Origin of the sequence: Salinicola socius (genome assembly GCF_001937195.1) — a bacterium.
In the GTDB taxonomy this organism is placed as follows: Bacteria; Pseudomonadota; Gammaproteobacteria; order Pseudomonadales; family Halomonadaceae; genus Salinicola; species Salinicola socius.
Map to the genome: position 1 here is coordinate 117,636 of NZ_MSDO01000020.1, position 25,246 is coordinate 142,881.

The 25,246-nt window shown below is 62.9% G+C and carries 15 protein-coding genes; 6 read left to right on the forward strand and 9 right to left on the reverse strand.

Features of this window, described 5'->3' with window-relative positions; all coding sequences use genetic code 11:
• Positions 1-41 precede the first annotated feature (41 nt).
• The 4 genes from BTW07_RS13655 to cysD all read right to left on the reverse strand — a co-directional run bounded on the left by BTW07_RS13655 (position 42) and on the right by cysD (position 5,328).
• Positions 42-1,775: a polysaccharide biosynthesis/export family protein gene (locus BTW07_RS13655; protein WP_232823711.1), complete on the reverse strand. Its 1,734-nt coding sequence runs from the start codon at positions 1,773-1,775 to the stop codon at positions 42-44.
• 182 nt (positions 1,776-1,957) lie between these two features.
• A complete protein-coding gene (locus BTW07_RS13660; protein ID WP_144076908.1) occupies positions 1,958-2,362 on the reverse strand; it encodes a DVU3141 family protein in 405 nt (134 codons plus the stop codon).
• 153 nt (positions 2,363-2,515) lie between these two features.
• Positions 2,516-4,411 (reverse strand): sulfate adenylyltransferase subunit CysN, encoded by a 1,896-nt coding sequence (gene cysN, locus BTW07_RS13665; RefSeq protein ID WP_075570729.1) that lies wholly within the window; start codon positions 4,409-4,411, stop codon positions 2,516-2,518.
• Positions 4,411-5,328, reverse strand: coding sequence for a sulfate adenylyltransferase subunit CysD (gene cysD / locus BTW07_RS13670; RefSeq protein WP_075570730.1), 918 nt, complete (start codon positions 5,326-5,328; stop codon positions 4,411-4,413). The genes cysN and cysD overlap by 1 nt, the downstream gene beginning before the upstream one ends.
• Positions 5,329-6,104: 776 nt before the next feature.
• On the opposite strand from cysD, the gene BTW07_RS13675 reads away from it, so the two are divergent.
• The 6 genes from BTW07_RS13675 to BTW07_RS13700 are packed head-to-tail and all read left to right on the forward strand — an operon-like array spanning position 6,105 to position 20,710.
• A complete protein-coding gene (locus BTW07_RS13675) occupies positions 6,105-8,144 on the forward strand; it encodes a capsular polysaccharide biosynthesis protein (protein ID WP_244158368.1) in 2,040 nt (679 codons plus the stop codon).
• A gap of 1 nt (position 8,145) precedes the next feature.
• Complete coding sequence (locus BTW07_RS13680; RefSeq protein WP_075570732.1) at positions 8,146-9,393, forward strand: capsule biosynthesis protein; 1,248 nt, start codon at positions 8,146-8,148, stop codon at positions 9,391-9,393.
• Complete coding sequence (locus BTW07_RS13685) at positions 9,390-10,187, forward strand: SDR family NAD(P)-dependent oxidoreductase (protein ID WP_075570733.1); 798 nt, start codon at positions 9,390-9,392, stop codon at positions 10,185-10,187. The genes BTW07_RS13680 and BTW07_RS13685 overlap by 4 nt, the downstream gene beginning before the upstream one ends.
• Positions 10,184-11,743, forward strand: coding sequence for an LTA synthase family protein (locus BTW07_RS13690; protein WP_110661522.1), 1,560 nt, complete (start codon positions 10,184-10,186; stop codon positions 11,741-11,743). Before BTW07_RS13685 ends, BTW07_RS13690 begins: the two co-directional genes overlap by 4 nt.
• A 37-nt stretch (positions 11,744-11,780) precedes the next feature.
• Positions 11,781-19,391 (forward strand): type I polyketide synthase, encoded by a 7,611-nt coding sequence (locus BTW07_RS13695; RefSeq protein WP_075570734.1) that lies wholly within the window; start codon positions 11,781-11,783, stop codon positions 19,389-19,391.
• Positions 19,388-20,710 carry an aminotransferase class I/II-fold pyridoxal phosphate-dependent enzyme gene (locus BTW07_RS13700; protein ID WP_075570735.1) on the forward strand — a complete coding sequence of 441 codons (1,323 nt, stop codon included), beginning with the start codon at positions 19,388-19,390 and terminating at the stop codon, positions 20,708-20,710. Before BTW07_RS13695 ends, BTW07_RS13700 begins: the two co-directional genes overlap by 4 nt.
• 154 nt (positions 20,711-20,864) lie before the next feature.
• On the opposite strand, the gene BTW07_RS13705 is transcribed toward BTW07_RS13700, so the two are convergent.
• The 5 genes from BTW07_RS13705 to BTW07_RS13725 form a co-directional block, all read right to left on the reverse strand.
• The gene (locus BTW07_RS13705; protein ID WP_075570736.1) at positions 20,865-21,155 is read right to left on the reverse strand and encodes a type II toxin-antitoxin system RelE/ParE family toxin; all 291 of its coding nucleotides are present in this window, start codon (positions 21,153-21,155) and stop codon (positions 20,865-20,867) included.
• Positions 21,143-21,421, reverse strand: a complete 279-nt coding sequence (locus BTW07_RS13710; protein ID WP_075570737.1) for a CopG family ribbon-helix-helix protein — start codon at positions 21,419-21,421, stop codon at positions 21,143-21,145. Before BTW07_RS13710 ends, BTW07_RS13705 begins: the two co-directional genes overlap by 13 nt.
• Before the next feature lie 167 nt (positions 21,422-21,588).
• A complete protein-coding gene (locus tag BTW07_RS13715) occupies positions 21,589-21,888 on the reverse strand; it encodes a helix-turn-helix domain-containing protein (RefSeq protein WP_075570738.1) in 300 nt (99 codons plus the stop codon).
• Positions 21,889-22,303: 415 nt separating this feature from the next.
• A complete protein-coding gene (locus BTW07_RS13720; RefSeq protein ID WP_075570739.1) occupies positions 22,304-23,614 on the reverse strand; it encodes a glycosyltransferase family 2 protein in 1,311 nt (436 codons plus the stop codon).
• Positions 23,615-23,986: 372 nt separating this feature from the next.
• A complete protein-coding gene (locus BTW07_RS13725) occupies positions 23,987-25,153 on the reverse strand; it encodes a nucleotide sugar dehydrogenase (RefSeq protein ID WP_075570740.1) in 1,167 nt (388 codons plus the stop codon).
• Between the last annotated feature and the right edge of the window lie 93 nt (positions 25,154-25,246).

Here is a 25,246-nt window from a genome sequence, read left to right on the forward strand (position 1 = left end):
CAACTTGCGCGTCAGGCGGAAAGACCAGCGATCGAACGCGCTCACAGGTCCAGCGCCACGCGAGTGGCCACGGCAACCTGGAACAGGATCTGGGTAATCGCGGAGGCCAGTTCGATGTTGCTCGTCGGCGCTGCCGGAAGGACGATAATCTCGTCGCCGGCACGCATTTGGGTCTGCCCTGCCTGAAGAACGGCACCATTGCGATGAACCACCAGCACCTGGTCTTCGTCGGCCCGTGGCGTGAATCCGCCGGCCTGCCGGATGTAATCCTGGGCGCTCATGCCCGGGGTAAAGACCATTGCCTGAGGAATGATGATTTCGCCGCTCAGCAGGATCGAATCGGTGTTCTCGGGGATCGTGACGATGTCCCCATCCTGCAGCCGGATGTCCGCGACATTGCCGTCCCGGGCGACGACCAGCCGGCCGGTCGGCTTGACCTGGGAGGCCTTCTCCACGAATCGCTGGATCAGCTCGGCTTGGCGAACCTGGATCTCGCCTTCCTTGGCCGTGCGGGACGGGTAGCCCAGATAGGTGGTCTCGAGTCGCCGCAGGCTGTCCTTCAGCGACTGTGCCTGCTGATCCGCCACGCTGATCCGACGGATCGAAACATCCTGATAGCTGGTCATGCCCTGAGGCACGCTGATCGCATTGAGGAACTCGCCCAGCTTGGCATCCCGCGGCAACGCGTATCGCGATGGCCCGTAGTAACTGCCCTCGATCTGAACCACGATGGTCTCGTCGCGCAGGTCGGCACTGAACAGCACTTCATCGCCACGACGCACCTCGGCGCTGCGAAATTCCGCCAGCGGCAGATAGCGCGAGACCGGTCCCGACGGTCGGCTGCCACGCAGCAGCACATGGGACACACCGGATTTCAGTCGCGCCAGATTGATCACGTCCTGACCGGTCAACGCATCCCCGACCAGTTCGTAGCGGTAGTTCTTCTGCACGTCGCCGACGACGCTGATCGCAGGTCCGCGCTCCTCGACCACGATGGTGTCGCCATCCCGAAACTGGGGACGGGCGATATCGCCGTTGATCAGGAAGTTGTAGAGATCGACGACGTTGATGACCTGGTTACCGCGCTTGATCAGGACCTGTCGATAGCTGCCGAGCGCCTGATCGATGCCGCCTGCCTGATCGAGGAAGTAGAGCACCGAGTCATTCGGCGTTCCGGAGTAGCGTCCCGGATTCATCACGTAGCCCGTGACGAACACGCCCACCGGCTGCACGCCCTGGAGATTGGTATAGACGCTGACGTTCTCCGGATAGACCGACTGAATCGCGCCGCGCACCTTGGCGTTGAGCTGAGCGTTGGAGATCCCCTGGACCTGCAGCGGTCCGATTCCCGGCAGGAAGATATTGCCCTGGGCATCCACCGCCAGCACCCGGTCCATCTCGACCCCGCCCCAGACCCGAATCGTGATCTGGTCACCCGGCTTGATCAGATACTCGGGATTGAGCCCGTCCGCCATCATTCCGCGGAAACCGCCGCTGAACAGGTTTTCGCCGAACGGCGGCAGCGTATCGGGATCGACCATGGCCTGCGCCCGAGGGTCGACCGGTCCATAGGTGCCACTATCCCAATTGGCTCGCGGCGATGTCTCTGTTGCATCGTCATCCGACGCCTGCGACGTCATCGCTTGCGCCTGCTGATCGCTACCCAGCAACGTACTGCTGTTCACTCCAATGGCCTGCCCGTGAGCAAGGTTGGCGCTCAAACACGCTACCGCCACCAGGCACATGGCCCGGAAAATCATTGCTAACCGCTTCATGATGGTTCCCTTCCCTCACGTTGTTTCAGGCCATCGAGTACCGAATCCCGTGAATAGGAGATCCGGTTAAATGCCGTTTGAGGCACTTTTCAATTCGGTGGCAACCAGGTCGTTCCGGCATCAGGAACGACGGATTTCGACGGCTTCGCCGAGAGAGCATCCGAATGTTTTTCGGAGGCTCACTAGCGAATGATTTCCGTCACCAGACGCTGTGCATACCAGCCTTTCCCCGGTACCAGACAAGTGACTTCCCCCACCGGCAGACCGGCCGGCGCGGCGTTACGCGTCACATCCAGCCGAACGCAACGTCGTCCGCTGGCCGAGAAGTAGCGCTCCCGCGCATGAACCGAGACGTTGGCTCCCCAAGGCGAGGTAGCGAGCGTGGCAACGCTGCCTGTCGCAGCGCTGTCGAGAAAAGTGGACAGTGGCCCGTTCACCGGTGTGGCCTCGTTCATCGGAGCCACGGCGGTATCGAGACGCTGTTGAGACGAGGTCGCGCAGCCCGATGCAGCGGTCAGCATCAGCGCTACCGCCAGCCATCGCGAAGCGCGACTGCCCCCTCTGAACTTGCAGATTTCTTTTTTCATGATGATCACCTCCCCCTCGATTTCCCGCGCGTTATCGCCGGGAACCTGGCTGTTATGACGCTGTAAATGACTTCCATGACGCTGTAGATGACTTCTTTTTCCTGCCTGCCCGCTATCGTCATTTACGGCTCGATAACCGGGTTGATATCGTCGTTATATGATCTGATACCGACGTAGCGCCGCGATGAGTCGGCCCACGGTTTCCTCGAGGTCATGAGCGGAGGTATCGATTTCGACTTCCGGTGATTCCGGCGCCTCATAAGGGGAACTGATCCCGGTAAACTGCGTGATCTCGCCACGGCGGGCCTTGCGATAAAGGCCTTTGGGATCCCGTTGTTCGCAGACCGCGAGCGGGGTATTGACGAAGACTTCGATGAACTCCCCGCTGTCCACCAGGCTGCGGATCATGCGGCGATCGTCGCGAAACGGTGAGATGAACGAGACCAGGACGACCATGCCGGCATCGACCATCAGCTTGGCGACCTCGCCGATCCGGCGGATGTTTTCGTGACGACCCTCGTTGCTGAAGCCGAGATCTCGGCACAGGCCATGGCGAACGTTGTCGCCATCCAGCAGGTAGGTGTTGTAGCCCATGCCGAAGAGCTGTCTTTCCAGTGCATCGGCCACGGTGGACTTGCCCGCGCCGGAGAGCCCCGTGAACCAGATGATGCTCGGCTTCTGGCGATTGCGTTCGGCGCGGCGACGCTTGGTGACCATCATGTCGTGCCACACGACATGGCCGGCGCTCAGCGCATCCACCACCATGCCGGCGCCCACCGTCAGGTTGTTGAGCTTGTCGATGAAGATGAAATTGCCGGTGTCGGGGGAACGCTGGTAACTGTCCAGCACCAGCGGCTGGGTGACCTCGATCTGACAGCGGGCGATGCCATTGAGCGCCAGCGTATCGGTGGCACTTCGCGCCATGGTGTTGACATCGACCTGATAGACGATGCGCACGACGCGTCCCGAGACGACACGCGTGGCAGCCTTGAATTCGTACTCATGGCCCACCATCAGCGGCGTCTCGTGCATCCACACGACGTCGGCGGTAAACGCGGTGCAGGGCTCGACCTCGCTGTTGGCCGCGACGAGGGTGTCACCGCGGGAGATATCGATCTCGTCGTGCAGCGTGAGCGTCACCGATTGCCCCGGATACGCCACGCTCAGATCGCCGTCGTTGGTGACGATGCGTGCCACGGTCGAGCGCTTGCCGGAAGGCTCGACCCGAATCTCGGTCCCGACCTCGACCGCCCCTGCCGCCAGCGTGCCGCAGTAGCCGCGAAAATTGTGATTGGGCCGGTTGACGTACTGCACCGGAAAGCGCAGCTCATGCAGGCTCTGCGCCGACAGAATCTCGATCTGCTCCAGCTGAGCGAGCAGCGGCGCGCCGCTGAACCAGGGCATGGCGTCACTGGGATTGACGACGTTGTCCCCGTTCAACGCCGAGATGGGCAGGAAACGAATGTCCGTGACGCTCAGCTTGCCGGCAAAGTCGGTGTAATCGGCGACGATCTCCTGGAACCTGGCCTCGGAGTGATTGACGAGGTCCATCTTGTTGATCGCGATCACGAAGTGGCGAATGCCGAGCAGATCGCAGATGAAGCTGTGGCGCCGAGTCTGCAATTGCACCCCGTAACGCGCATCGATCAGGATTATCGCCAGGCTGGCCGTGGACGCGCCGGTGGCCATGTTGCGGGTGTACTGCTCGTGTCCCGGGGTGTCGGCGATGATGAATTTGCGCTTGTCGGTGGAGAAAAACCGATAGGCGACATCGATGGTGATGCCCTGCTCCCTTTCCGACTGCAGGCCGTCCACCAGCAGTGCCAGATCGACCTGCCCGCCCAGACTGCCCCGCGATCTGGAGTCACGCGTCACCGCGGCGAGTTGATCGTCGAAAATCAGCTTGGCGTCATGCAGCAGCCGGCCGATCAGCGTGGACTTGCCGTCGTCGACGCTGCCGCAGGTGATGAAACGCAAAAGCCCCTTGCTCTCGTGCTCCTTGAGATATCGCTCTATGTTGTCGGCGATCAGCGCGGATTGATGGGTCATCAGAAATAACCCTCCCGCTTTTTCTTCTCCATCGAGCCGACACCGTCATGATCGATGGCACGACCGAAGCGCTCGCTGGTACGAGTGAGCAGCATCTCCTGGATGATGGCGGGCAAGGTGGTCGCGCGAGACTCGATGGCACCGGTCAGCGGATAGCAGCCCAGCGTGCGGAACCGAATCCAGCGCTCCTGCGGCACTTCCCCGGCGGCGAGCGGGAACCGCGCATCATCGACCATCAGCAGCATGCCATCACGGGCCACTACCGGCCGCGGGGCCGCGTAGTAGAGCGGCACGATGGCGATCGACTCGAGATGGATGTACTGCCAGATATCCAGTTCGGTCCAGTTGGAGAGCGGAAAGACACGAATCGATTCGCCCTGATTGACCTTGCCGTTGTAGAGACGCCATAGCTCGGGTCGCTGCTGTTTGGGATCCCAGCGGTGATGCCTGTCACGGAAGGAGTAGACGCGCTCCTTGGCGCGAGAGGCTTCCTCGTCCCGGCGTGCGCCTCCGAAGGCCGCATCGAAGCCATGTTTTTCCAGCGCCTGCTTGAGCGCCTGTGTCTTCATGACGTCGGTGTACTTGGCGCTGCCGTGATCGAACGGATTGATGCGGGCGTCCCGCCCCTCGTCATTGACGTGTTCGATCAGCTCCATGCCGACCTGGGACGCGATGCGATCGCGGAACGCGATCATCTCGCGGAACTTCCAGGTGGTATTGACGTGCAGTAACGGAAACGGCGGCGTGCCCGGATAGAACGCCTTGCGCGCCAGATGCAGCATCACCGAGGAGTCCTTGCCGATCGAATACAGCATTACCGGATTGCGAAACTCCGCAGCCACCTCTCGGATGATCTGAATCGACTCGGCTTCGAGCTGGCGAAGGTGAGTGTTAGCCCTGACTGTGAGTTCGCGCATCATGTTTCCATGCATCCGATCGAGAGTAACGAAACGAAAGTTGCCAACGGTCGAGACCGACTCGACAAGGCTCGGAGATCGCTGCCATTTGTTGTTTTCGAGGCCCTATTTCGATCAATTATCCCGTCAGAGTCAAACACTAAAACGCCTTCAAGTAAGCTCATGTAAAACCCAAAACCGGATTTCGACGCGCAATGTAAAAAACAGTACACAGACTCGCCTAATGCAAAAAAGCGAGTCCGTAATTAACCATTCAAGATATTGATATTGATACCTTTTTTAAATTATAAGCGGTTCAAATGACGCCAAAAACAAGATGCAATTTATGATTCAATGTGCCCCGGTCGTAAATCATCCAGCCACGCAACAGCGATATTTTCCCCACAACTCATTTCAAACCCACGAATTAAATACCTCGAAGACAGACCTCCAAGGCTGAGTTTCTTCATACTGATGCCATCGGTTTTTCCGCAGAAAAGTTTGCTTACATTTACCGCTTTCGTTAACGCATTAACGATTACGAAAATTCCGGGGGCTTAGCAATTCGACACATCGCAACCGCGCGTCGAATCCCGACTTTGCGTTACAATGTGCGTCTGACGGCCTCTCGCGCCGGTCTCACCCAAGAAGTTCCTGCGCTCAGACACGCAGGCTTGGGTGCCCCGGCGCAATGACGGCTTTTTTACGTGCTCGAGTTCTACGTGCTGCGACTTGACGCGCTCATTGACGACGGACCGCACCCGCTTTAGTGACCCATGCCTAACGATTCGACAGTTTTGCGACCGTCCTCCGCTCGCGTGGCCGGCTATCTCTCCAAAGGCCTGGCGCGCTGGAACATCATTCGCTGCCTGCTACCGGAGTACTCGCGACAGGTCCGCCTGAAGCCAGGTAGCCATCAGCCCGTCGATGCGATTCTCGGCTGGGGCCTGAAGCCCACCTCGACGCCGGCCAGACGCCTGGCCGAGCGCCGCGGCCTGCCCTATGTCGCCATCGAGGACGGCTTTCTGCGTTCGCTGGGGCTGGGCGTCAATTACTCCCAACCCCACAGCCTGGTCGTGGACTACACCGGCATCTACTACGACGCGACCCGGCCGTCCGACCTGGAACGGCTGCTCGCCGACGCCGATTTCGAGGCCGACGAGCTCGCGCGCGCCGACCACGCCATGCAGCGCCTGCGTCGACTGCGGCTATCGAAGTACAACCATGCCCCGGACCTTCCGCTACCCGCGGCCGAGCGCCCGCGCGTGCTGGTCATCGACCAGACCCGCGACGATGCCTCCATCACTCACGGCATGGCCGATGCCAGCTCGTTCCAGCGCATGCTAAAGAGCGCGCTCGCCGACCATCCTGACGCCGAGATCCTGATCAAGACCCATCCGGACGTCATCGCCGGGCGCAAGCAGGGGTATCTGACCCAGGCCTCGTCCGACCCCCGCTGCCGTCTGATCGGTGACGACCTCAATCCGTGGGCGCTGATCGACGCCGTCGACGCGGTCTACGTCGTGACCAGTCAACTGGGATTCGAAGCGCTGATGGCCGAAAAGCCGGTTCACTGCTTCGGCATGCCGTTCTACGCCGGCTGGGGACTGACCCGGGATGCGCTGCGCTGCGAACGCCGTCAGCGTTCCCGCACGCTGTCGGAGCTCTTCGCCGCGGCCTATCTGCGCTACTGTCGTTATGCCAACCCCTACACCGGGCAGGCCTCGACGCTCGAGGCGACGATCGATCTGATCGCCGATCAGAAACGCCAGCGGGATCGGCTGGCAGGCCGTTGGCTGGCCGTGGGATTTTCCAGCTGGAAACGGGCCTTCATCAGCGACTTCCTGGGACCCGCCTCGAACGTCCGCTTCATCCAGGGCGACCATCCGCAGCCCCGCGAACTGGAGGGCCGCGACAGCCTGGTGGTGTGGGGTCAGAAAGCCACCGACGAGATCAAGGCGCTGTGCCGCCGGCACGGACTCAAGCTGTGGCGGATGGAGGATGGTTTCGTGCGCTCGGTCGGGCTCGGCGTCGATCTGACCCGGCCACTGTCGTTGGCCTTCGACTCGCGCGGGCTCTACTACGACGCCGGCAACGAAAGCGACCTCGAACGCCTGCTGGCGGAGACGGATTTCGAGCCGGCGCTGCTGACTCGCGCCCATCGTCTGCGTCAGCGTCTGACTGAACTGAAGCTGTCGAAGTACAACGTGCGGGGCAAGACACTACCCGCGCTGCCATCGGATGCGATCGGTTCGCGCCCGATCGTGCTGGTGCCCGGCCAGGTCGAGAGCGACGCGTCGATCGCCCATGGTTCGCCCGAGATCAAGACCAACCAGGCGCTGCTCGAGGCGGTCCGACAGAATCGCCCCGAGGCGTTCGTCATCTACAAGCCGCACCCGGACGTGGTCTCGGGGGCGCGGGTGGGTCTGCTCGACAGGACCGCCCGCCAGCTCTACGACCTGGAGCTGGTCGACTGCGACATCATCGATCTGATCGAACTCGCCGACGAGATTCACACCATGTGCTCATTGACGGGGTTCGAGGGTCTGATGCGCGATGTGGAAGTGCATACCTACGGTCTGCCGTTCTACGCCGGTTGGGGGTTGACCCACGATCGGTTATCCTCCCCGCGCCGCCAGCGAAGATTGACACTGGATGCGCTGATCGCCGGCGCGCTGTTGATGTATCCGACCTATGTCGATCCTGTCAGCGGCGAGTTCTGCAACGCCGATACTGCCGTCGAGTTGATGCAGCAGCAGCGCGACCAGCGCACCGGCCTGCCCCTGCGCGTTCGCTTCTACCGGCTATACCGCAACCTGTTTTCCAGAAGGCAATGATTTGAGCACGACGCGCAAACACTTTCTGTTGCTACAAGGTGTCTGCTCACCTTTTTTCGACCGGCTGGGCGAACGGTTGCTGGCGGCGGGTCACTCGGTGACCAAGATCAACTTCACCGTCGGTGACAGCGTCTACTGGCGTCAGGGGAACACCTACGCCTACCGCGGTCAGGCCAAGGACATTCCCGAGTATCTCTGCGACATCTGGGATCGCCACGAGATCACCGATCAGGTGGTGTTCGGCGATCGTCGCCCGGTGCATCGGCGGGCCATTCTCGCCGCCCGTCGCCGTGGCATTCGCAACCACGTCTTCGAGGAGGGCTATTTTCGCCCTTTCTGGGTGACGCTGGAGCGCGAGGGGGTCAATGCCCATTCGCTGTTGCCGCGCGATCCGGAGTGGTATCGCGAAGCGGGCAAGCGCCTGCCCAGCGCCGGTCGGCCGCTGGCGTTTCCCAACCAGTTTCACACGCGTGCGCGCCACGACGTGCTCTATCACCTGGCCGGGGTCGCCAACCCGTTTCTCTATCCCCACTATCGCAATCACGCCCTGGTCACGGCACCGGCGGAGTACGCAGGCTTCCTGTTGCGCAAAGCCCGCGAGCCGCACTGGAAACGCCGTGATGCCGATCGACTGCAGGCGCTACACGCGTCCCGGCGGCCGTTCTATCTGTTGCCGCTGCAGCTGAAGAGCGACGCTCAGATCCGCTATCATTCCGACTACAAGAGCATGCAGGAAGTGATCGGCAAGGTGGCCGCCTCGTTCGCCTACCATGCGCCGCGCGATGCGTTTCTGGTGATCAAGAATCACCCGCTCGACATGGGCCTGGCCCAGTACGCGCGACTGATCAAGGTGTTGACCCACGAATATGACCTGGGCGACCGCCTGGTCTATCTCGAGGGCGGCAACCTCGAACCCCTGCTCAAGCAGGCCAGCGGGCTGGTCACGGTCAACAGTACCGCCGGCAACGTATCGCTGGGCTTCGGCTGCCCGACCCATACCCTGGCTTCTCCGATCTACGATATGGCGGGACTGACCCATCAGGGCACGCTGGATGATTTCTGGCACAATACTTCCGCCCCGGACGCGGAACTGTTTCGGGCCTATCGCCGCACCGTCGCGCAGACAGTCCAGATCAATGGCGGATTCTACTGTCGCCCCGGGATCGATCTAGCCTCGGAAAACGCTCTCCAGGCGCTGCAACGGGAGCGCTCCCCGCTAAAACAACTCATGGATGAGATCGCGTCATGACCCGAATCGTCATTACCGGGGCCACCGGAGCCATCGGCCAGGCACTGGCCGCCGTCTACGCCAGGCCCGGCAATCAGTTGGTCCTGCATGGTCGTCAGCGCGACGTGCTCGATGCGCTCGCCGCCTCCTGCCGCACCGCGGGAGCCGAGGTCGAGCTCAGTCACGTCGAGCTGGGCCAGACTCGGCTCGACGATGACAGCGCGCTATTGACGTGGCTGGAATCGCTGTGTACGCCTGCCGTGCCTGATATCGTGATCGTCAACGCCGGCATCAACATCGACATCGGCGAAGACGGCCGGGGCGAAGCGTGGGAAGCGGCCAGCCGCCTGCTCGAGATCAACCTGCGGGTACCGATGGCGATGGGCAACTTCCTCGGCAAGCGCATGCGCGCCGCCGGTCATGGTCAACTGGTGCTGATGAGTTCGCTCGCGGCGTATCACGGCCTGCCGGTGACGCCCAGCTACAGCGCCAGCAAGGCCGGCGTAAAGGCCTACGGCGAAGCGCTTCGCGGCTGGCTGGCGCCGCACGGCGTCGGGGTCAGCGTGGTCATGCCGGGCTATGTCAGCTCGAAGATGTGCCACGAGATGCCTGGGCCAAAGCCGTTCCTGTGGCAACCCGAGCGCGCTGCCAGGTTCATCGCCAAGGGCGTCGAAAGGAATCGCGCCCGGATCAGCTTCCCGTTCCCGCTCAATTTCGGCTGCTGGTGGCTGGCCGTGCTGCCGGCGGCGATCTCGCAGCGCCTGCTGACGCTGTTCGGCTACGACCACGACCAAGGCGACGGAGCGCATCGATGATGGATGGATTCTGGAACGGGTTCTGGGCCACGGTGGCCACGCTGGTCGTCACCAGCCTGTTCGAACTGCTGCTCAAGCCGCGCCCCCAGCCGCTGTGGCAGCGCGCGCCGGCAGCAGTTGCCGTTCACCTGGCCACCACCGTGCTGCACTTCGCCTTGTGGCTGTTGATCGTACAGCGCCCCTGGTTTGCGCTGGTGATCGCCGCTTCGCTGCAGATGGTGGTGATCCAGGTCAACAACACCAAGTCGAGCTCGCTGCGGGAACCCTTCCTGTGCCAGGACTTCGAGTACTTCGTCGATGCGGTTCGCCACCCCCGCCTCTACATCCCTTTTTTCGGTATCGGTCTGACCATCGCCGCCAGCCTGGCCGGCGCCATCGCGATCGGTATCGGCTTCTGGCTCGAACCCTCGCTCTTCGGTCACGCCGACGCGCCCTGGTCGCTGCTGGGCACCCTGGTGCTGGTGGCGGCCAGTATCGCCGTGCTGATCTGGCAACTGCCCCGGTTGACCGGTTGTACGCTCGAACCCAACGACGACCTGGTCAGGCTCGGCCTCTATCCCTACCTCTGGGCCTATGGTCGCCTGACTCGTGACCCGATCGACCGTCAGGACAACGACAACGCCTTCGCCCTGCCGGTGGATCTGGATAGGGACAGCGTGGATCCCGCCACGCTGCCCAACGTGGTGCTGGTCCAGAGCGAATCCTTCTTCGATCCGCGCGACTGGCATCCCGCCATACGGCGTGAGCTGCTCGGCCAATACGACGCGCTGATGGCAGAAGCGCTGCAGAGCGGACGTTTCGACGTTCCCGCCTGGGGCGCCAATACCGTGCGCACCGAGTGTGCGGTATTGACCGGCTTCACGCCGTCGCGGCTCGGCGTGCATCGCTTCAACCCCTACCACCAGCTGTCGAAGCTGGCGGTCAACAACCTGGCAGGCGCGCTCAAACGACTGGGTTATCGGACCGTCTGCATTCATCCGTACCCCGCCAGCTTCTATCTGCGCGACAAGGTCTATCCCAATCTGGGCTTCGACACATTCCTGGATATCGCCGACTTCGAACTCAGCGAGCGCGACGGCCAGTACACCGGCGATCTCGCGCTGGCGGATCGGGTTCAGAAACAGCTGGCGGCGGCCGATGAAAAACCGCTGTTCATTTTCGTGATCAGCATGGAGAATCACGGCCCGCTTCATCTGGAGACTGCCGATCCGGCCGTGGCAGAGCGGTGGATCGAAGGCGGCGTTACCGATGATTGCGAAGAGCTGACGGTTTATCTGAGGCATCTGCGCAATACCGATAGTATGCTGGAGCGACTCAGGGACTCTCTTGATAACAATGACCGGCCCGGCATTCTGGGTTTCTACGGGGACCATGTGCCGATCATGCCGAAAGTCTACGCACGCCACGGCGAGCCGGATGGTTTCACGAACTATTTCATCTGGCAGACCAGGCCTCATTCGGGCGATAACGTGCGGATGACGCTTCCAGCCGATAAGCTGGGAACAACGATCTACGAAAGAATTATCGACCACGCTGGCAAGCTTGGTGCGAATTGAGAAAGGCGTAGCCCGCGCTACGAAGCAAGGAGTCCCAATGACCAAACGCGTTGCCATCATCGGCGCGGCTCACCGGTTCCCGAGCGCCCCGACATCACAACGTTTCTGGCAAGCGCTCAAGACCGGCGAAGACCTCGTCACCTCGGTCGCAGACGACCGTTGGGGCCTGGAAGCCTATCGCCATCCTGACAAGCAGCACCCTGGCACGAGCTACACTTTTGCCGCCGGCAGTCTCGGCGACATCTCCGGCTTCGACGCCGGCTTCTTCGGCATCTCGCCGCGCGAGGCCGCCCAGATGGATCCGCAGCAGCGAATCCTGCTGGAGATGACCTGGGAAGCCATGGAGGACGCCGGTATTCCGCCGCAGACACTGCGCGGAAGCCAGTGCGGCGTGTTCCTGGGTATCGCCAGTCTCGACTACTCGTATCGCATGGCCGACGACATGTCGGCGATCGAACCTTCGACGGCGACCGGCAACACCTCGAGCATCGCCTCGAACCGGATCTCCTACGTGTTCGACCTGCACGGTCCGAGCATGTCGATGGATACCGCCTGCTCCTCGTCGCTGGTCGCCTTTCACCAGGCGTGCCAGTCGATCCGCTGTGGCGAAACGGAAATGGCGCTGGCCGGTGGCATCAGCCTGCACCTGCACCCGTTCGGCTTCATCATCTTCTCCAAGGCGAGCATGCTTTCGCCCACCGGACGCTGCCAGGTCTTCGATGAGTCCGGAGATGGCTACGTCCGCTCCGAGGGCGGCGGTATTTTCCTGCTCAAGGATTACGACAAGGCCGTTGCCGATGGCGACCGGATTCTGGCCATCGTTGCCGGCAGTGGCGTCAATACCGACGGTTACAAGAAAGGCCTGACGGTTCCCAATCCCGACGCCCAGGTCGCGCTGATGAGCCAGACCCTGGCGCGCGCCGGCCTGGCACCGGACGATATCGACTATCTGGAAGCGCACGGCACCGGTACCGCTGTCGGCGACCCGCTGGAAACCCGCGCCATCGGCGCGGCGATCGGCCAGAAGCGCAAGACGCCACTGCCGATCGGCTCGGTCAAGAGCAATCTCGGCCACCTGGAAACCGCCTCCGGCGTGGCAGGGCTGGCCAAGGCGCTCTACGCGCTGCGTGAACGCGAAGTGCCCGCCACCATCGGCATTCGCAAGGTCAATCCGCGGATCGACGTGAAGGGCTGGAATCTCGACATCGTCGACAAGCCACGCAAGCTGAAAGCCGAAGGCCAGTTGACCGTCGGCATCAACTCGTTCGGTTTCGGCGGCGCCAACGCGCACGTGATCCTGCAGTCTCCGCTCGAAACGCCGGTCTCCGAGGCTATCGATACGCCCGTACGCCGGCTGCCGCTGTGTCTCAGCGCCCGCAGCCCGGAAGCGCTGCGCGAGTTCGCCGCACGCCTGAGCGACAATCTGACCGCCGGCAAGGTGTCACTTTACGACACCGCTTACAGCCTCGCTTTCCGTCGCGAAAGCCATCCCCACGCCGCGGTGCTGCTCAGCGACAATGCCGCCGATGCGATCACCCGGCTGGACGCGCTGGCCGCTGCCGAGAGCGTCCCCGGTGCCGCCGTCGGCGAGCGCGTCGACGCAGGCTACGGCCCGGTGTTCGTCTATGACGGCAACGGCTGCCAGTGGGCCTCGATGGGCCGCACGCTGCTGAACGAATCCCCGGTCTTCGCCGCGGCCGTGGATGAAGTCGATGCGCTGTTCGCGCATCACGCTGACTTCTCCCTGCGCGCCGAGCTCGATGGCACCAATCAGCGCACCGACGACCAGCATGGCGCCAATAGACAGCGCAGCAACGATGACGATCGTCTGGCCCGCACCGAAATCGCCCAGCCTGCGCTGTTCGCGCTGCAGGTCGGCGTGACCCGGCTGCTCGAGGCCGAAGGCGTGCGCCCCGCCGCCGTTACCGGCCATAGCGTCGGCGAGGTCGCCGCGGCCTGGGCCTGCGGCGCGCTAAGCCTGGCCGATGCGGTCAGCGTCATCTATCACCGCAGCGCCTGTCAGGGTCGTACCCGCGGCAGCGGCGAAATGACCGCTGTCGGCCTCGGTGCAGAAGCCATGCAGCGCTGGCTGGAGGACCCCGCTCACTCGGCGGTCGTGATCGCCGGCATCAACGGCCCCAAGGGCGTGACCCTGGCAGGCCCGGCGGAGGCGCTCGAACGTCTGGAAACAGCGTTGTCCGCGGAGCGGATCTTCGCCAAACGCCTGACGCTGGATTACGCCTTCCACAGCGCCGCGATGGATCCCATCCGCGAGGACGTCATCGCCGCGCTGGCGCATCTGTCACCCCGCGACGCCCGGATCCCGTTCCTCTCGACCGTGGCCGGCAAGCCACTGGCAGGCAGCGAGCTGGGCGCCGAATACTGGTGGCTCAACATCCGCGAGCCGGTGCAGTTCGGGCCGGCAGTCGACTCGTTGATCGAATCGGGTGCGCGCACGTTCGTCGAGATCGGCGCGCAGCCGATCCTGCGCCGCTACCTCACCGACGCCCTCTCGGCGCAGTCGGTCAGTGGCAGCGCCATCGGCACGCTGAGCCGCGATCATGATGGCGCTGCCGCCATGGAAGCGAGCGTGGCAGCGTTGCTGGTCAGCGGTGCCGTCTCCCCCGAGGCGTGGTTCCCGGTGGCCGGCCGCTTCGTCGAGCTGCCGCACTATCCCTGGCAGCGCGAGCGCTACTGGGTCAAGACCACCGGCGACTCCCAGGGGCTGATGGGGCGCCACTACGAACATCCGCTGCTGGGCTACCGCCTGGCGCGTCAGGGCATGGCGTGGGAAAGCCAGCTGGATACTCGCCGCCTGCCCTGGCTCGCCGACCATCGCGTCGGTGACGCCACCGTGTTCCCCGGTGCCGGTTTCGCGGAACTGGCGCTCGCCGCCGCCGCGGCCGCCAAGGCATCGCCGGTGCTGGATATCGAAGCGCTGGAGATTCTCAGCCCGCTGCTGCTGGATGCCGCCCACGGCAAGAAGCTGCAGCTGGAAATCCAGGATGCCGACGGCTCCCTGACCATCAAGACTCGCGAGCCGGCCAGCGACGACGCCTGGACGCTCAACGCCCGTGCCCGCATCGCGGCGCAGACGCGAGGCCTGCTGCTGACACGTCGCGGCACGCCGCTGCCGAACCGCCCGGCGGATTACACCCGCGAACAACATCTGGCGATGGCCGCTCATGTCGGGCTGGAGTACGGCCCCGGTTTCCAGGCGATCAGCGACGTTTGGGTCGAGGATGACCGCGCCATGGGTCGCATCGAGCTGCCCGCCGCGATTGCCGAGGACCAGCGCGACTGCCTGCTGGCACCCGGCATTCTCGACAGCGCCTTCCAGCTGTTCATTCCGCTGCTGGCCGATGAGCTCGCCAAGGCGGGCGGACTGGCCTTCGTGCCCGTGCGCCTGGAACGGATCCAGCTCCAGGTCGACGCCGCGCCGCCGGCGTGGATGGAAGTCCGCCTGACCAGTCGCGCACCGCACTCGCTGTGTGCCGACGTGGCGCTGTTCGATGCCAACGGCAACGCCGTGGCGGTGGTCGAGGGTGCCCGGTTCAAGGCCGCCCGCCTGCGTCACGCCGTGACTCATCGCTTGAGCTATCTCGATCATCGCCTGGTGCCGGCACCGCGTGAAGCCGCTGCCCTGCCGCTGGACGACGCCACCGCCGAACTGGCACTGGCACAACTGGTCGACAACTACCGCAGCGTGACCGACAGTCGCTACGGCGAAGAGGTCGAACCGCTGCTGGAGACGCTGGTCTCCGCGTTTCTGGATGAAGCCCTGCGCGGCTATGCGGACAGCGACGGGCAACTGCTCGCCGGCCAATTCGACGCCGGAGCGATCGAAACCCGCCAGCGTCGTCAGGCACTGATCGAACTGGCGCTGGCCACCGGTATCGTCGCGGAAACGCCGGCCGGATGGCAGCTGCAGGAAACGCCGGATATCGATGCGGCCATGGTATGGAATCTGCTGATTCGGGACTATCCGGACTATGCCGCACTGACCCACAGCATCGGTCGTTTCGGCCTGCACCTGACGGACTGGCTCGAAGATCGGCTCGACGTCGCCACGCTGGGCCTGGATGCCACGCGTCTGACGCGGCTGGTGCAGGCTGCCGTCGGCGAGCGCGGCTGGCATGCGCTGGCCGATACCTGGCTGGCGCAATACGCCATGACGCTCGAGCTGTTGCCGCCGCATCAGCGGCTGGTCATGCTCGAAGCCTCGGCGCTGCGCCCGCAGCTCGGCGAACGGCTGATGGGCGGGCTGAGCGGAGATCGCGCCCAGTATCGCTTCGCCGCGCTGAGAGATAGCGCGCTGAACGAAGCGGAATCGCTTGCCGAGCATGACGCCAGGGTCGACCTGCTGACGACCGACGCCGCCATCCCTGCGATCGGTGCCAACGTCGCGCTGGTGACGCTGGATGGCACCCAGGGCGAGATCGATACGCTGCTGCGTTGGCTGCCCACACAGTTGGCGGACGATGCCCAGATCGCGTTCCTGGCGCTGGGCGACACCGACTGGCAGTCGTTTCTTTCCCTGGCGATGGAACCGGATTCACGTTCCGCCGACCTCGAGACGACCCGCCAGCAGCTGGAAGGCCTGGGTTATCGCCAGCTCGAACGCCATACGCTGGAAAGCGAGCAAGGCGGACTGCAACTGCTGACCGCCCAGGCGCCGTTGACGGCACCCTCGACGGAAACCGAATCCGAGACCGTGCGTGGCGATGCGGCCCATCCGGCCGAACAGTGGCTGATCATCAGCGACGACAACGCTCAATGGCTGGCCTCGAAACTGATCGCGCGCTTCGAGACGCTGGGACAGAACGTGCATCATCTGGCCGGCAGCGAATTGGCGCCCCAGGATCTGCTTCCGCTGGCACTGGAATCCTTCGACCCGAGCCAGATCGTCGATCTGCGCGGCTTGGCCAGCACCGCCGAGGACCGCTGCGTAATCGCTGCCCAGTGGCTGCAGACGCTGGAGTCGCTGGAGTGCCCTGCGGCGCTGTGGTGGCTCACGCTGGGCGTGGGGGCGCATTTTTCTACCCTGCCCGAGGCCGCAGTCAAATCGTTTTCACTGCCCGAGCATTCCAAGCTGCCCGAAGACGCAGCGCTTTGGGGCTTCGGCCGTTCGCTACAGAACGAAGCCGGTAGCCGGCAGGTTCGGCTGCTGGACCTGCCGCTGTCGAGCCGCGAGTCGCTGTCGAGCGAGCTGCTGGACGCGCTGCTGTTCGAGCTCAGCGTGCCGGATGCGGAAACCGAGGTCGTGCTGGATGCCGACGGCCAGCGCTGGGTGCCCCGGCTGGGATTGGCGCCCGCGCCGGGTACGCAGGTCAGCGAGGAAGAAGCCGCCAGCGATCGCGCCGTCAGCCTGGGCTTCGAGCTGCCGGGTCAGCTGCGTCATCTGCGCTGGCAGCCGCATGATCTGCCCGCACCTCAGGCCGGTCAGGTCGAGATCGCGGTCAAGGCGACCGGGCTCAACTTCCGCGACGTCATGTACGCGCTCGGTCTGCTGTCGGACGAAGCGATCGAGAACGGCTTCGCCGGCCCCACGCTGGGTCTGGAGTTCGCCGGTGAAGTCATCAGCGTGGGCGATCCGAACGGCTCGCTGCGCCCCGGTGATGCGGTGGTCGGCTTCGGCCCCGCCAGCTTCAGCGACCGGCTGATCGCCGACGTCAACGCGGTAGCGCCGATCCCCGCCGAGATCGGCTATGCGGCCGCCGCCACGATCCCGACGACCTTCTTCACCGTCTACTACTCGCTCAAGCACCTGGCGCGCCTGCAGCCCGGCGAACGGCTGCTGATCCACGGTGCCGCCGGCGGTGTCGGCCTCGCCGCGATCCAGGTCGGCCGCTGGCTGGGCGCCGAAATCGTCGCCACCGTCGGCTCGCCGGAAAAGCAGGACTTCCTGCGCCTGATGGGCGTCGAGCGCATCTACGACTCACGCAGCCTGACCTTCGCCGAAGAGATTCTCCACGACAACGCGATGGAACGTCAGGCGCGGGAAGACGGCAGCAACGGCCGCGGCACCGGCACCGATGGCGTCGACGTGGTGCTGAACTCACTGGCCGGCGAAGCCATCAACCAGAACCTGCGGGTGCTGAAGCCCTTCGGTCGTTTCATCGAACTCGGCAAGCGCGACTTCTATGAAAACACCAAGGTCGGCCTGCGCCCGTTCCGCAACAACCTCAGCTACTTCGGCGTCGACTCCGACCAGTTGATGAGCGAGCTGCCCGAGCTCACCGGCGAGCTGTTCAGCGAAATGATGGCGCTGTTCGCCGATGGCACGCTGGCGCCGCTGCCGTACATCGCCTTCGGCAGCGATCGCGTGGTCGAGGCTTTCCGCTACATGCAGCAGGCGCGCCAGATCGGCAAGGTCGTCGTCACCTACGAACGCCCGCCGAAGATGGCGCCCGCGCCGGCCAGGGACATTCCGCTGACGCTGGACGCCGCAGGCACCTACGTGGTCACCGGCGGACTCGGCGGCTTCGGCCTGGCCACCGCCGAATGGCTGGCCGCCAAGGGCGCGCGCCAGCTGCTGTTGCTGAGCCGCCGGGGCGCGACCACCGAGGAAGCCGAGGCCGGTATCGAACGGCTGGAGGCGCTCGGGGTGACGGTGGCGGCGCGTGCCTGTGACGTGACCGACGCCAAGGCGCTGGGGCGCGTGCTCGATGACGCACGCCAGACGCTCGGCCCGATTCGCGGCATCGTCCACGCCGCCACGGTCATCGACGATGGCCTGATCCGCAATCTCGATGAATCGCGCATCCGCCAGGCCATGGCGCCGAAGCTCGAAGGCGCGCGACATCTGGATTCGCTCACGGCCGACGACGCGCTCGAGTTCTTCGTGGTCTACTCCTCGGCCACCACCCTGTTCGGCAACCCCGGCCAGGCGAGCTACGTGGCCGCCAACCATTGGCTGGAAGCGTTCACCGCCAACCGTCGCGCCAACGGGCGCCCGGGGACGGTGGTCCGCTGGGGCGCGATCGAGGATGTGGGCTTCCTGGCCCGCAACACCCAGACCCGCGACAGCCTGCAGGAGCGTCTCGGCGGCCAGGCGTTGACCTCCACCGACGCGCTCGCCGTGCTCGAACGCATGCTGGTGGCGGATGTCGCCTCGCTCGGCGTACTCGAACTCGACTGGCGGGCGCTGGCGCGCTTCCTGCCCACGGCGGAAGCGCCGCGCTATCGGGAGATCGCGCGCACCGCCGAGGACGACGGCAGCCAGGAAGGCGACGACGACCTGCAGCAGCTGCTCGCAAGTCTGGCGCCGGAAGCGCTCTATACCACCCTGATCGAAGTCCTCAGCAAGGAGCTCGCCAAGATCCTGCTGATCGACGAGGAGAAGATCGATATCCACAAATCCGTCTACGACATGGGCTTCGACTCGCTGATGGGCGTCGAGCTGGTGACCGCGCTGGAAGCCCGGCTAGGCATTCAGGTGCCGGTGATGGTGCTCAGCGAAGCCGGCACGCTGGCCAAGCTGTGCGACTACCTGATGCTCAAGCTGCGTGGCGGCGAAACGGCGTCCGACAGCGACGAAGACGCACTCAGCGGGCTGGCCGCCCAGCACGGTGTCGAGGCGCTTCAAAACGGCAACGAACTGCAGAACGGTGACGGATCGCACGACGCCGGGGAGGCCAAGTCATGAGCCAGTCCCGCGATGTGCTGAAACAACGCCTGCTGCAGGAAGCGCGCCAGCGCCGCCAGCAGCGCCCGGAGGGCGACACGGCCCCCAGACCGGCCGCTACCAGTGTCGACGAGCGCTTCACCCGCTTCGACCGTCATCCCGGCTATCAACAGCTCAAGATGATGCGCGAAGGCGGCAAGCGTCTCGGCATTCCCGACCCGTTCTTCAAGGTCCACGAGAGCACCGCCGGCGCCACCACGGTGATCGGCGGCCGCGAGTGCATCAATTTCGCCAGCTACAACTACCTGGGGTTGGCGCATCATCCCCAGGTGATCCAGGCCGGCGTCGATGCGCTGGAACGCTACGGCAGCTCGGTATCGGCCAGTCGCCCGGTCTCCGGGGAACGCCCGATCCACCACGAGCTGGAACGGGCGATCGCCGAGACCTACGAGGTCGAAGAGGCGGTGGTCTTCGTCAGCGGCCACGCCACCAACGTCTCGACGCTGGGTTACCTGCTCGGCCCCAAGGATCTGCTCCTTCACGACGAGTACATCCACAACAGCACCGTGGTCGGCGCCCAGCTCTCCGGCGCCCGCCGCATGAGCTTCGCGCACAACGACCCGGCGGCGCTCGAAACATTGCTGACACGGCATCGTCGTCAGTTCGAGCGCGTGGTGGTGGTGATCGAAGGACTCTACAGCATGGACGGGGATGCCCCGGACCTGAAGCGCTTCGTCGAGATCAAGAAGCGCCATCAGGTGTGGCTGATGGTGGACGAAGCCCACTCCTTCGCCGTGATGGGCGATCGGGGGCTGGGCCTGCGGGAATACTGTGACGTGCCGGCGACGGACGTCGATATCTGGATGGGCACGCTATCCAAGACGCTTTCCGGCTGCGGCGGCTATATCGCCGGCTGTCGGGAGCTGGTGCAGATGTTGCGCTACTTCGCGCCGGGGTTCCTGTACAGCGTCGGGATGCCCGCCCAGGTCGCCGGGCCGTCGCTGGCCGCGCTTCAGGTCATGAAGGATGAACCCGAGCGCCTCGAGCGCCTGCACGACATCTCCCGCTTCTTCCTGCAGCAGGCCAGGCTCAAAGGGTTCGATATCGGCGAAAGCATTGGCGTTGCGGTGGTGCCGGTCATCGTCGGCAGCTCCGTGCTGGCCGCCGGGCTCTCCGATGCCCTGTTCAAGCACGACATCAACGTCCAGCCGATCCTGCACCCGGCCGTACCCGAGAAAAGCGCACGCCTGCGCTTCTTCCTCAACTGCGACCATACCCGCGAGCAGATCGACCAGACCCTCGATACACTGGAAACGGAGTGGAAGGCGCGGACCGGCTAGCGTCCCCCCTTCTCGAGGGTGATAAGACACGGCCTTGTCACCTGACGACTTGACGGGTGACAAGGCCGTTTTGCTGCCTAACAATGAAGGTCGCAGAGGAACCTGTGTTGACTATCGCCTTTCCGACAGACGGCACGCACCAGACTCGCAATATCTAGAAGCCAGCTTCCTTCTGGTGTCGAATGGCTAGCACCACGACAACATCACCATCGATACGGTAGCGGGCGACATAGCCGCTATCGCCATGATCGATCATCCAGTCCCGATAGTCTGCTGGCAGATCCTCGACAAGGCGCCCGATATGGGGCAACTCCCCGAGTGCCTGAACGCTTTGGATGATGGCTTTCGCAGCCCTTTCAGCCGCTGCCGGGTTCTTCGGTCGCAGAAAATCACGCAATCGCTCCAGATCCCGAATCGCTGCGGAGGCAAAAATTACTCGTGCCATGTTGGGCCTGGCACCTCGTTATCCGTGCCCCAACTGGTCAACCACTCTTCTACTTCGTCAGCGGTCACATGCATACCGGTGGCCTGGTAATGTTCCCAAGCCTTGAGCGTATCCCGTCTGAACGCTTCCTGCTTTTCTTCGCGGCCCACATATTGTTCGATGGCCTCGCGCATTAGCCAATGTGCCGAGCGCCTGCGAGCGTTAGCTAAATGCTGGATTCGATCTCTCAGATCGTCGTCGAGCTTGATGGACGTCGGCTTCGCCATAGTGGCCTCCATAGTCAGAGGTAATACCTATCACTACTATAAACTGGCCAAATCTGACTGTCGATGACGGCAGGCACCGATATTTCTTTACGACCGTGAGCGTTGCAACCCTGTTTACCCTTCCATACGCCTTTCGAGCCGCAGCACCGAAACCGATTCGGACGTCATCATGATTCTTCGTCCAGCAATCCGTGCCAAGGATTCTCATCCGCCGGCGGGCTAGCCTCACGGTCGGCCTGGCTCAATAGATGCTGCACGGCCAGGCGCTTTTCCCGGGGGATCAACATCAGTTCGGCATTGAGCCCTTCCACGACCAGCGAGAGCGTGTCCAACCGTGGGTTGCCTTCGCGCTCCAGGCGCTGGTACTGCTGACGCGTCATGCCAATACGCGACTGCATGTCCTGCTGGGTCAACTGAAGCTGGCGCCGTCTTTGAAGGATCTGGTCCAGCACAGGTTTTCGTTGCATGCGTGCTCCCACTCTTCACAATAAATGCATCATATAAGATGCTTTTAACAAAAAAAGCAGCTTATATGATTCCGAAAGGCGGTCAGGGATCAACACGTAATGAAAGGGCATTCACGGCAACCGCTCTCCCGTCAGGGAATGAACTCGGGGCCACCGGCTTTCAGCGCTCCGGAATCGAAGAGCGCTCACCTGCGCTTCTTCCTCAACTGCGAACAGATCGACCAGACTCTCGATACACTGAAAACGGAGTGGAAGGCACGCACCCGCTGGCGCCAAGCGGCCGGCAGAGCCAGAACGAAAACGGCCTTGTCATCCGACTGGATGACAAGGCCGCTTTGTTGCTGAAGTCGCGCCTGAAAAGTCGACGCGCCAGCTACCGCTTGTCCTGCAATCGTTCTTCTTGATATCCGCTCATTTAAGACCTCCCTACCAGCGCTGCAAACCAGGAACGCCGTCTCCTCGTTTCGACGGGGGGTAACCTCTCGGCATCGCGCTCGGCCTGAATCGGCTCCGGCTGGGCCGGCTCTGACAGTGCCGAGTCTGGTTGGGACGCTTCTGGCTGGGCCGGCTCGGGCCGCATGGCCTCTATCTCAACCGGTTCCGGTTGAGCCAGTTCGGATTGAACCGTTTCGGGTTGAACGGGTTCGGTTTGAGCTGACTGGGTCGGGAGTTGCCCTTCGGAAGCGACGGGCGGAATCGCCACCGGTGCTGGGGCCGGTGCCTCGCCGCTTGCCACCACGGCATGGCGCGTGCCTCTCAGAAACGCGATGGCACGGTCGCGATCCGGCGTTTCGAGCAGCTCCTTGATCATCGAGACAGCGAGACCCGCCCTCTTGAGAATCGCGCGCCGGTCCTGGCTGATAATGCTGTCGATATCGTTCGCTTCCAGGAAGCGACGGCGTGCCAGATCGTAGTCCCGGAATGGCTCTTCAGGCCAGAAGAAACGGTGGCGCACGGAGACGTTCCGGTGCGATCGATAGCCCGGCCGATTCAACTTCAACTGCTTTCTCTGGGAGGGACGGCCGCGCAGCATCATCGCCATGTATTCCTGCTCGGAACGATACATTCGATGAATGACGTAAGCACTCATGGGGCGAATGGCGGTGCTATCCGCCAGCTCCGGCTGCTTCTCGTTGAAAACCATCGGCGTGCCATCCGCACCCATTGGCACCACCGATTTTCCGAAAATCGGATGATGAACCCGCACGTGCTTTATCTCGACGCCCTCGAGCGGAATCAGCGTCTTTAAATGCGAAGACATTTCGTAGCCCGCGCCCCGCTGCAGGGGCGTAAACGGCGCGTGCTGCCCCAGTTCGCAATGCCACAAGTGGCAGATAGGGGCCGGCTTCCGGTCACGACACGTTGTCGCCACGAAGCGGTCAACGGTGGTGGAAAAATCATTGGGCGTCCAGAATTCATCGATATCCAGAAACAGCAGCCAATCCACGTGCTGCTGGCGAGAGCGGTCGAGCTCCCTGGCGTAGGCGATGGTCTGTAATTTGGCGCTGACGGCGGGATCGCAAAGATCGACCCAATCGATGAATTCGAACGTCACCTGGGGGTGAGAACGATTGATTCGCTCCAGTACGGCTGACGAGGCGTCCGAGGTGCGATTGATGTAGACATGAATCAGATCGAAACCAAAATGGAGATGGTGAAAGACCCACTCCGCCAGGTAAGGGCCCTCATCCTTGGCAACGGCACAGACTTTAAAAAGCGGTTTCATGAATGGAATCCCTCAAGCACAATGGCGCTTGACTGTTATTAAAATCATGGTGGATATCAGCGGCTAGAACGCGCCAGATTCGGGAGACCCGAAAAACGGCCTGGGAGGTGAAAAAGCGCCTAGCAGCATCGCGTAACGCCCAATAACCAGCAAGATGGTTTCTCTAGCACTTATGTTGCGGCTCAAGATAAGCTCGCTGAATAATCACTTTGGAATATTCTTCGCGCGCCTGAACCCGCCCGACAGTTTCCAGGTTGGCGTTTGCCCCCAAGCCAGGCCTGAAAACCCAAAAAGCCACCCGAAGATGGCTTTTCAAGAACGCGCGTCAGCCGAGCGTTTCACAGAGTCATTCGAGCTTCCGGCGGGCTTCGATCAGTCACCACCGAAGAGATCGCGCGTATAGACCTTGTCGATGACGTCGCTCAGCTCGTCGGTCAGCCGGTTGGCCAGGATTACGTCGCAACGGGACTTGAACGCCGCCAGATCGGCGATCACCTCGGAATTGAAGAACGTCGGTTCTTCGAGTACGGGTTCGTAGACGACGACCTCGATCCCTTTCGCTTTCAACCGCTTCATGACGCCCTGCATGGCGCTGGCACGGAAGTTGTCCGACCCCGACTTCATGATCAGGCGATACACGCCGACCACCTTGGGATGTCGTTCCATCACCGACTTGGCGATGAAGTCCTTACGCGTACGGTTGGCATCGACGATCGCCGCGATGAGGTTGTTGGGCACGTTTTCGTAGTTCGCCAGCAGCTGCTTGGTATCCTTGGGAAGACAGTACCCGCCGTAACCGAAACTCGGATTGTTGTAGTGGTGCCCGATACGCGGATCGAGACCGACGCCCTGGATGATCTGCTTCGCATCCAGGCCGAGCGTCTCGGCGTAAGTGTCGAGTTCGTTGAAATAGGCCACGCGCATGGCGAGGTAGGTATTGGCGAACAGCTTGATCGCCTCGGCTTCCGTACTGTTGGTCAACAGCACATCGATGTCCTGCTTGACCGCCCCTTCCCTGAGCAGCTCGGCAAAGGTCTCGGCACGCGCCGAACGCTCGCCCACGATGATCCTGGAGGGGTGCAGGTTGTCGTAAAGCGCCTTGCCCTCACGCAGGAATTCCGGAGAGAAAATCAGGTTGTCGGTTCCGAAGCGGGTCGAGGCCTCGCTCGTGTAGCCCACCGGAACGGTCGACTTGATCACCATGGTCGCCTGCGGGTTCACCGCCATGACCTTCTCGATGACCGACTCGACACTCGAGGTATTGAAATAGTTGGTGATCGGATCGTAGTCCGTCGGCGTGGCGATGATCACGAACGCCGCGTCGGCATATGCCTTTTCCGCATCCAGCGTGGCCGAGAACTGGAGATCTCCCCGCGCAAGAAAGGCGGATATCTCGGTATCCTCGATAGGCGAAACCCGGTTGTTCAACATCTCGACCTTCGCGGGGACGATATCGACGGCGACGACCTCGTGGTTCTGCGCCAGCAGCATCGCGTTGGAAAGCCCCACATAGCCGGTTCCGGCTACCGCTATTTTCATACTCACGCCTCTCCCTGCGATTGAAGCGGGCCGACACTTACCCGCCTCGCGACCTCATTCATGATCCAGCGCCTGCTCAAACGAGCGCCCCTG

Excerpts from the sequence above, each read along its gene's own strand:
- BTW07_RS13655 (WP_232823711.1), bottom strand. The coding sequence starts at position 1,775 with ATGAAGCGGTTAGCAATGATTTTCCGGGCCATGTGCCTGGTGGCGGTA.
- BTW07_RS13660 (WP_144076908.1), bottom strand. The coding sequence starts at position 2,362 with ATGAAAAAAGAAATCTGCAAGTTCAGAGGGGGCAGTCGCGCTTCGCGA.
- cysN (WP_075570729.1), bottom strand. The coding sequence starts at position 4,411 with ATGACCCATCAATCCGCGCTGATCGCCGACAACATAGAGCGATATCTC.
- cysD (WP_075570730.1), bottom strand. The coding sequence starts at position 5,328 with ATGCGCGAACTCACAGTCAGGGCTAACACTCACCTTCGCCAGCTCGAA.
- BTW07_RS13685 (WP_075570733.1), top strand. The coding sequence starts at position 9,390 with ATGACCCGAATCGTCATTACCGGGGCCACCGGAGCCATCGGCCAGGCA.
- BTW07_RS13690 (WP_110661522.1), top strand. The coding sequence starts at position 10,184 with ATGATGGATGGATTCTGGAACGGGTTCTGGGCCACGGTGGCCACGCTG.
- BTW07_RS13695 (WP_075570734.1), top strand. The coding sequence starts at position 11,781 with ATGACCAAACGCGTTGCCATCATCGGCGCGGCTCACCGGTTCCCGAGC.
- BTW07_RS13700 (WP_075570735.1), top strand. The coding sequence starts at position 19,388 with ATGAGCCAGTCCCGCGATGTGCTGAAACAACGCCTGCTGCAGGAAGCG.
- BTW07_RS13705 (WP_075570736.1), bottom strand. The coding sequence starts at position 21,155 with ATGGCACGAGTAATTTTTGCCTCCGCAGCGATTCGGGATCTGGAGCGA.
- BTW07_RS13710 (WP_075570737.1), bottom strand. The coding sequence starts at position 21,421 with ATGGCGAAGCCGACGTCCATCAAGCTCGACGACGATCTGAGAGATCGA.
- BTW07_RS13715 (WP_075570738.1), bottom strand. The coding sequence starts at position 21,888 with ATGCAACGAAAACCTGTGCTGGACCAGATCCTTCAAAGACGGCGCCAG.
- BTW07_RS13720 (WP_075570739.1), bottom strand. The coding sequence starts at position 23,614 with ATGAAACCGCTTTTTAAAGTCTGTGCCGTTGCCAAGGATGAGGGCCCT.
- BTW07_RS13725 (WP_075570740.1), bottom strand. The coding sequence starts at position 25,153 with ATGAAAATAGCGGTAGCCGGAACCGGCTATGTGGGGCTTTCCAACGCG.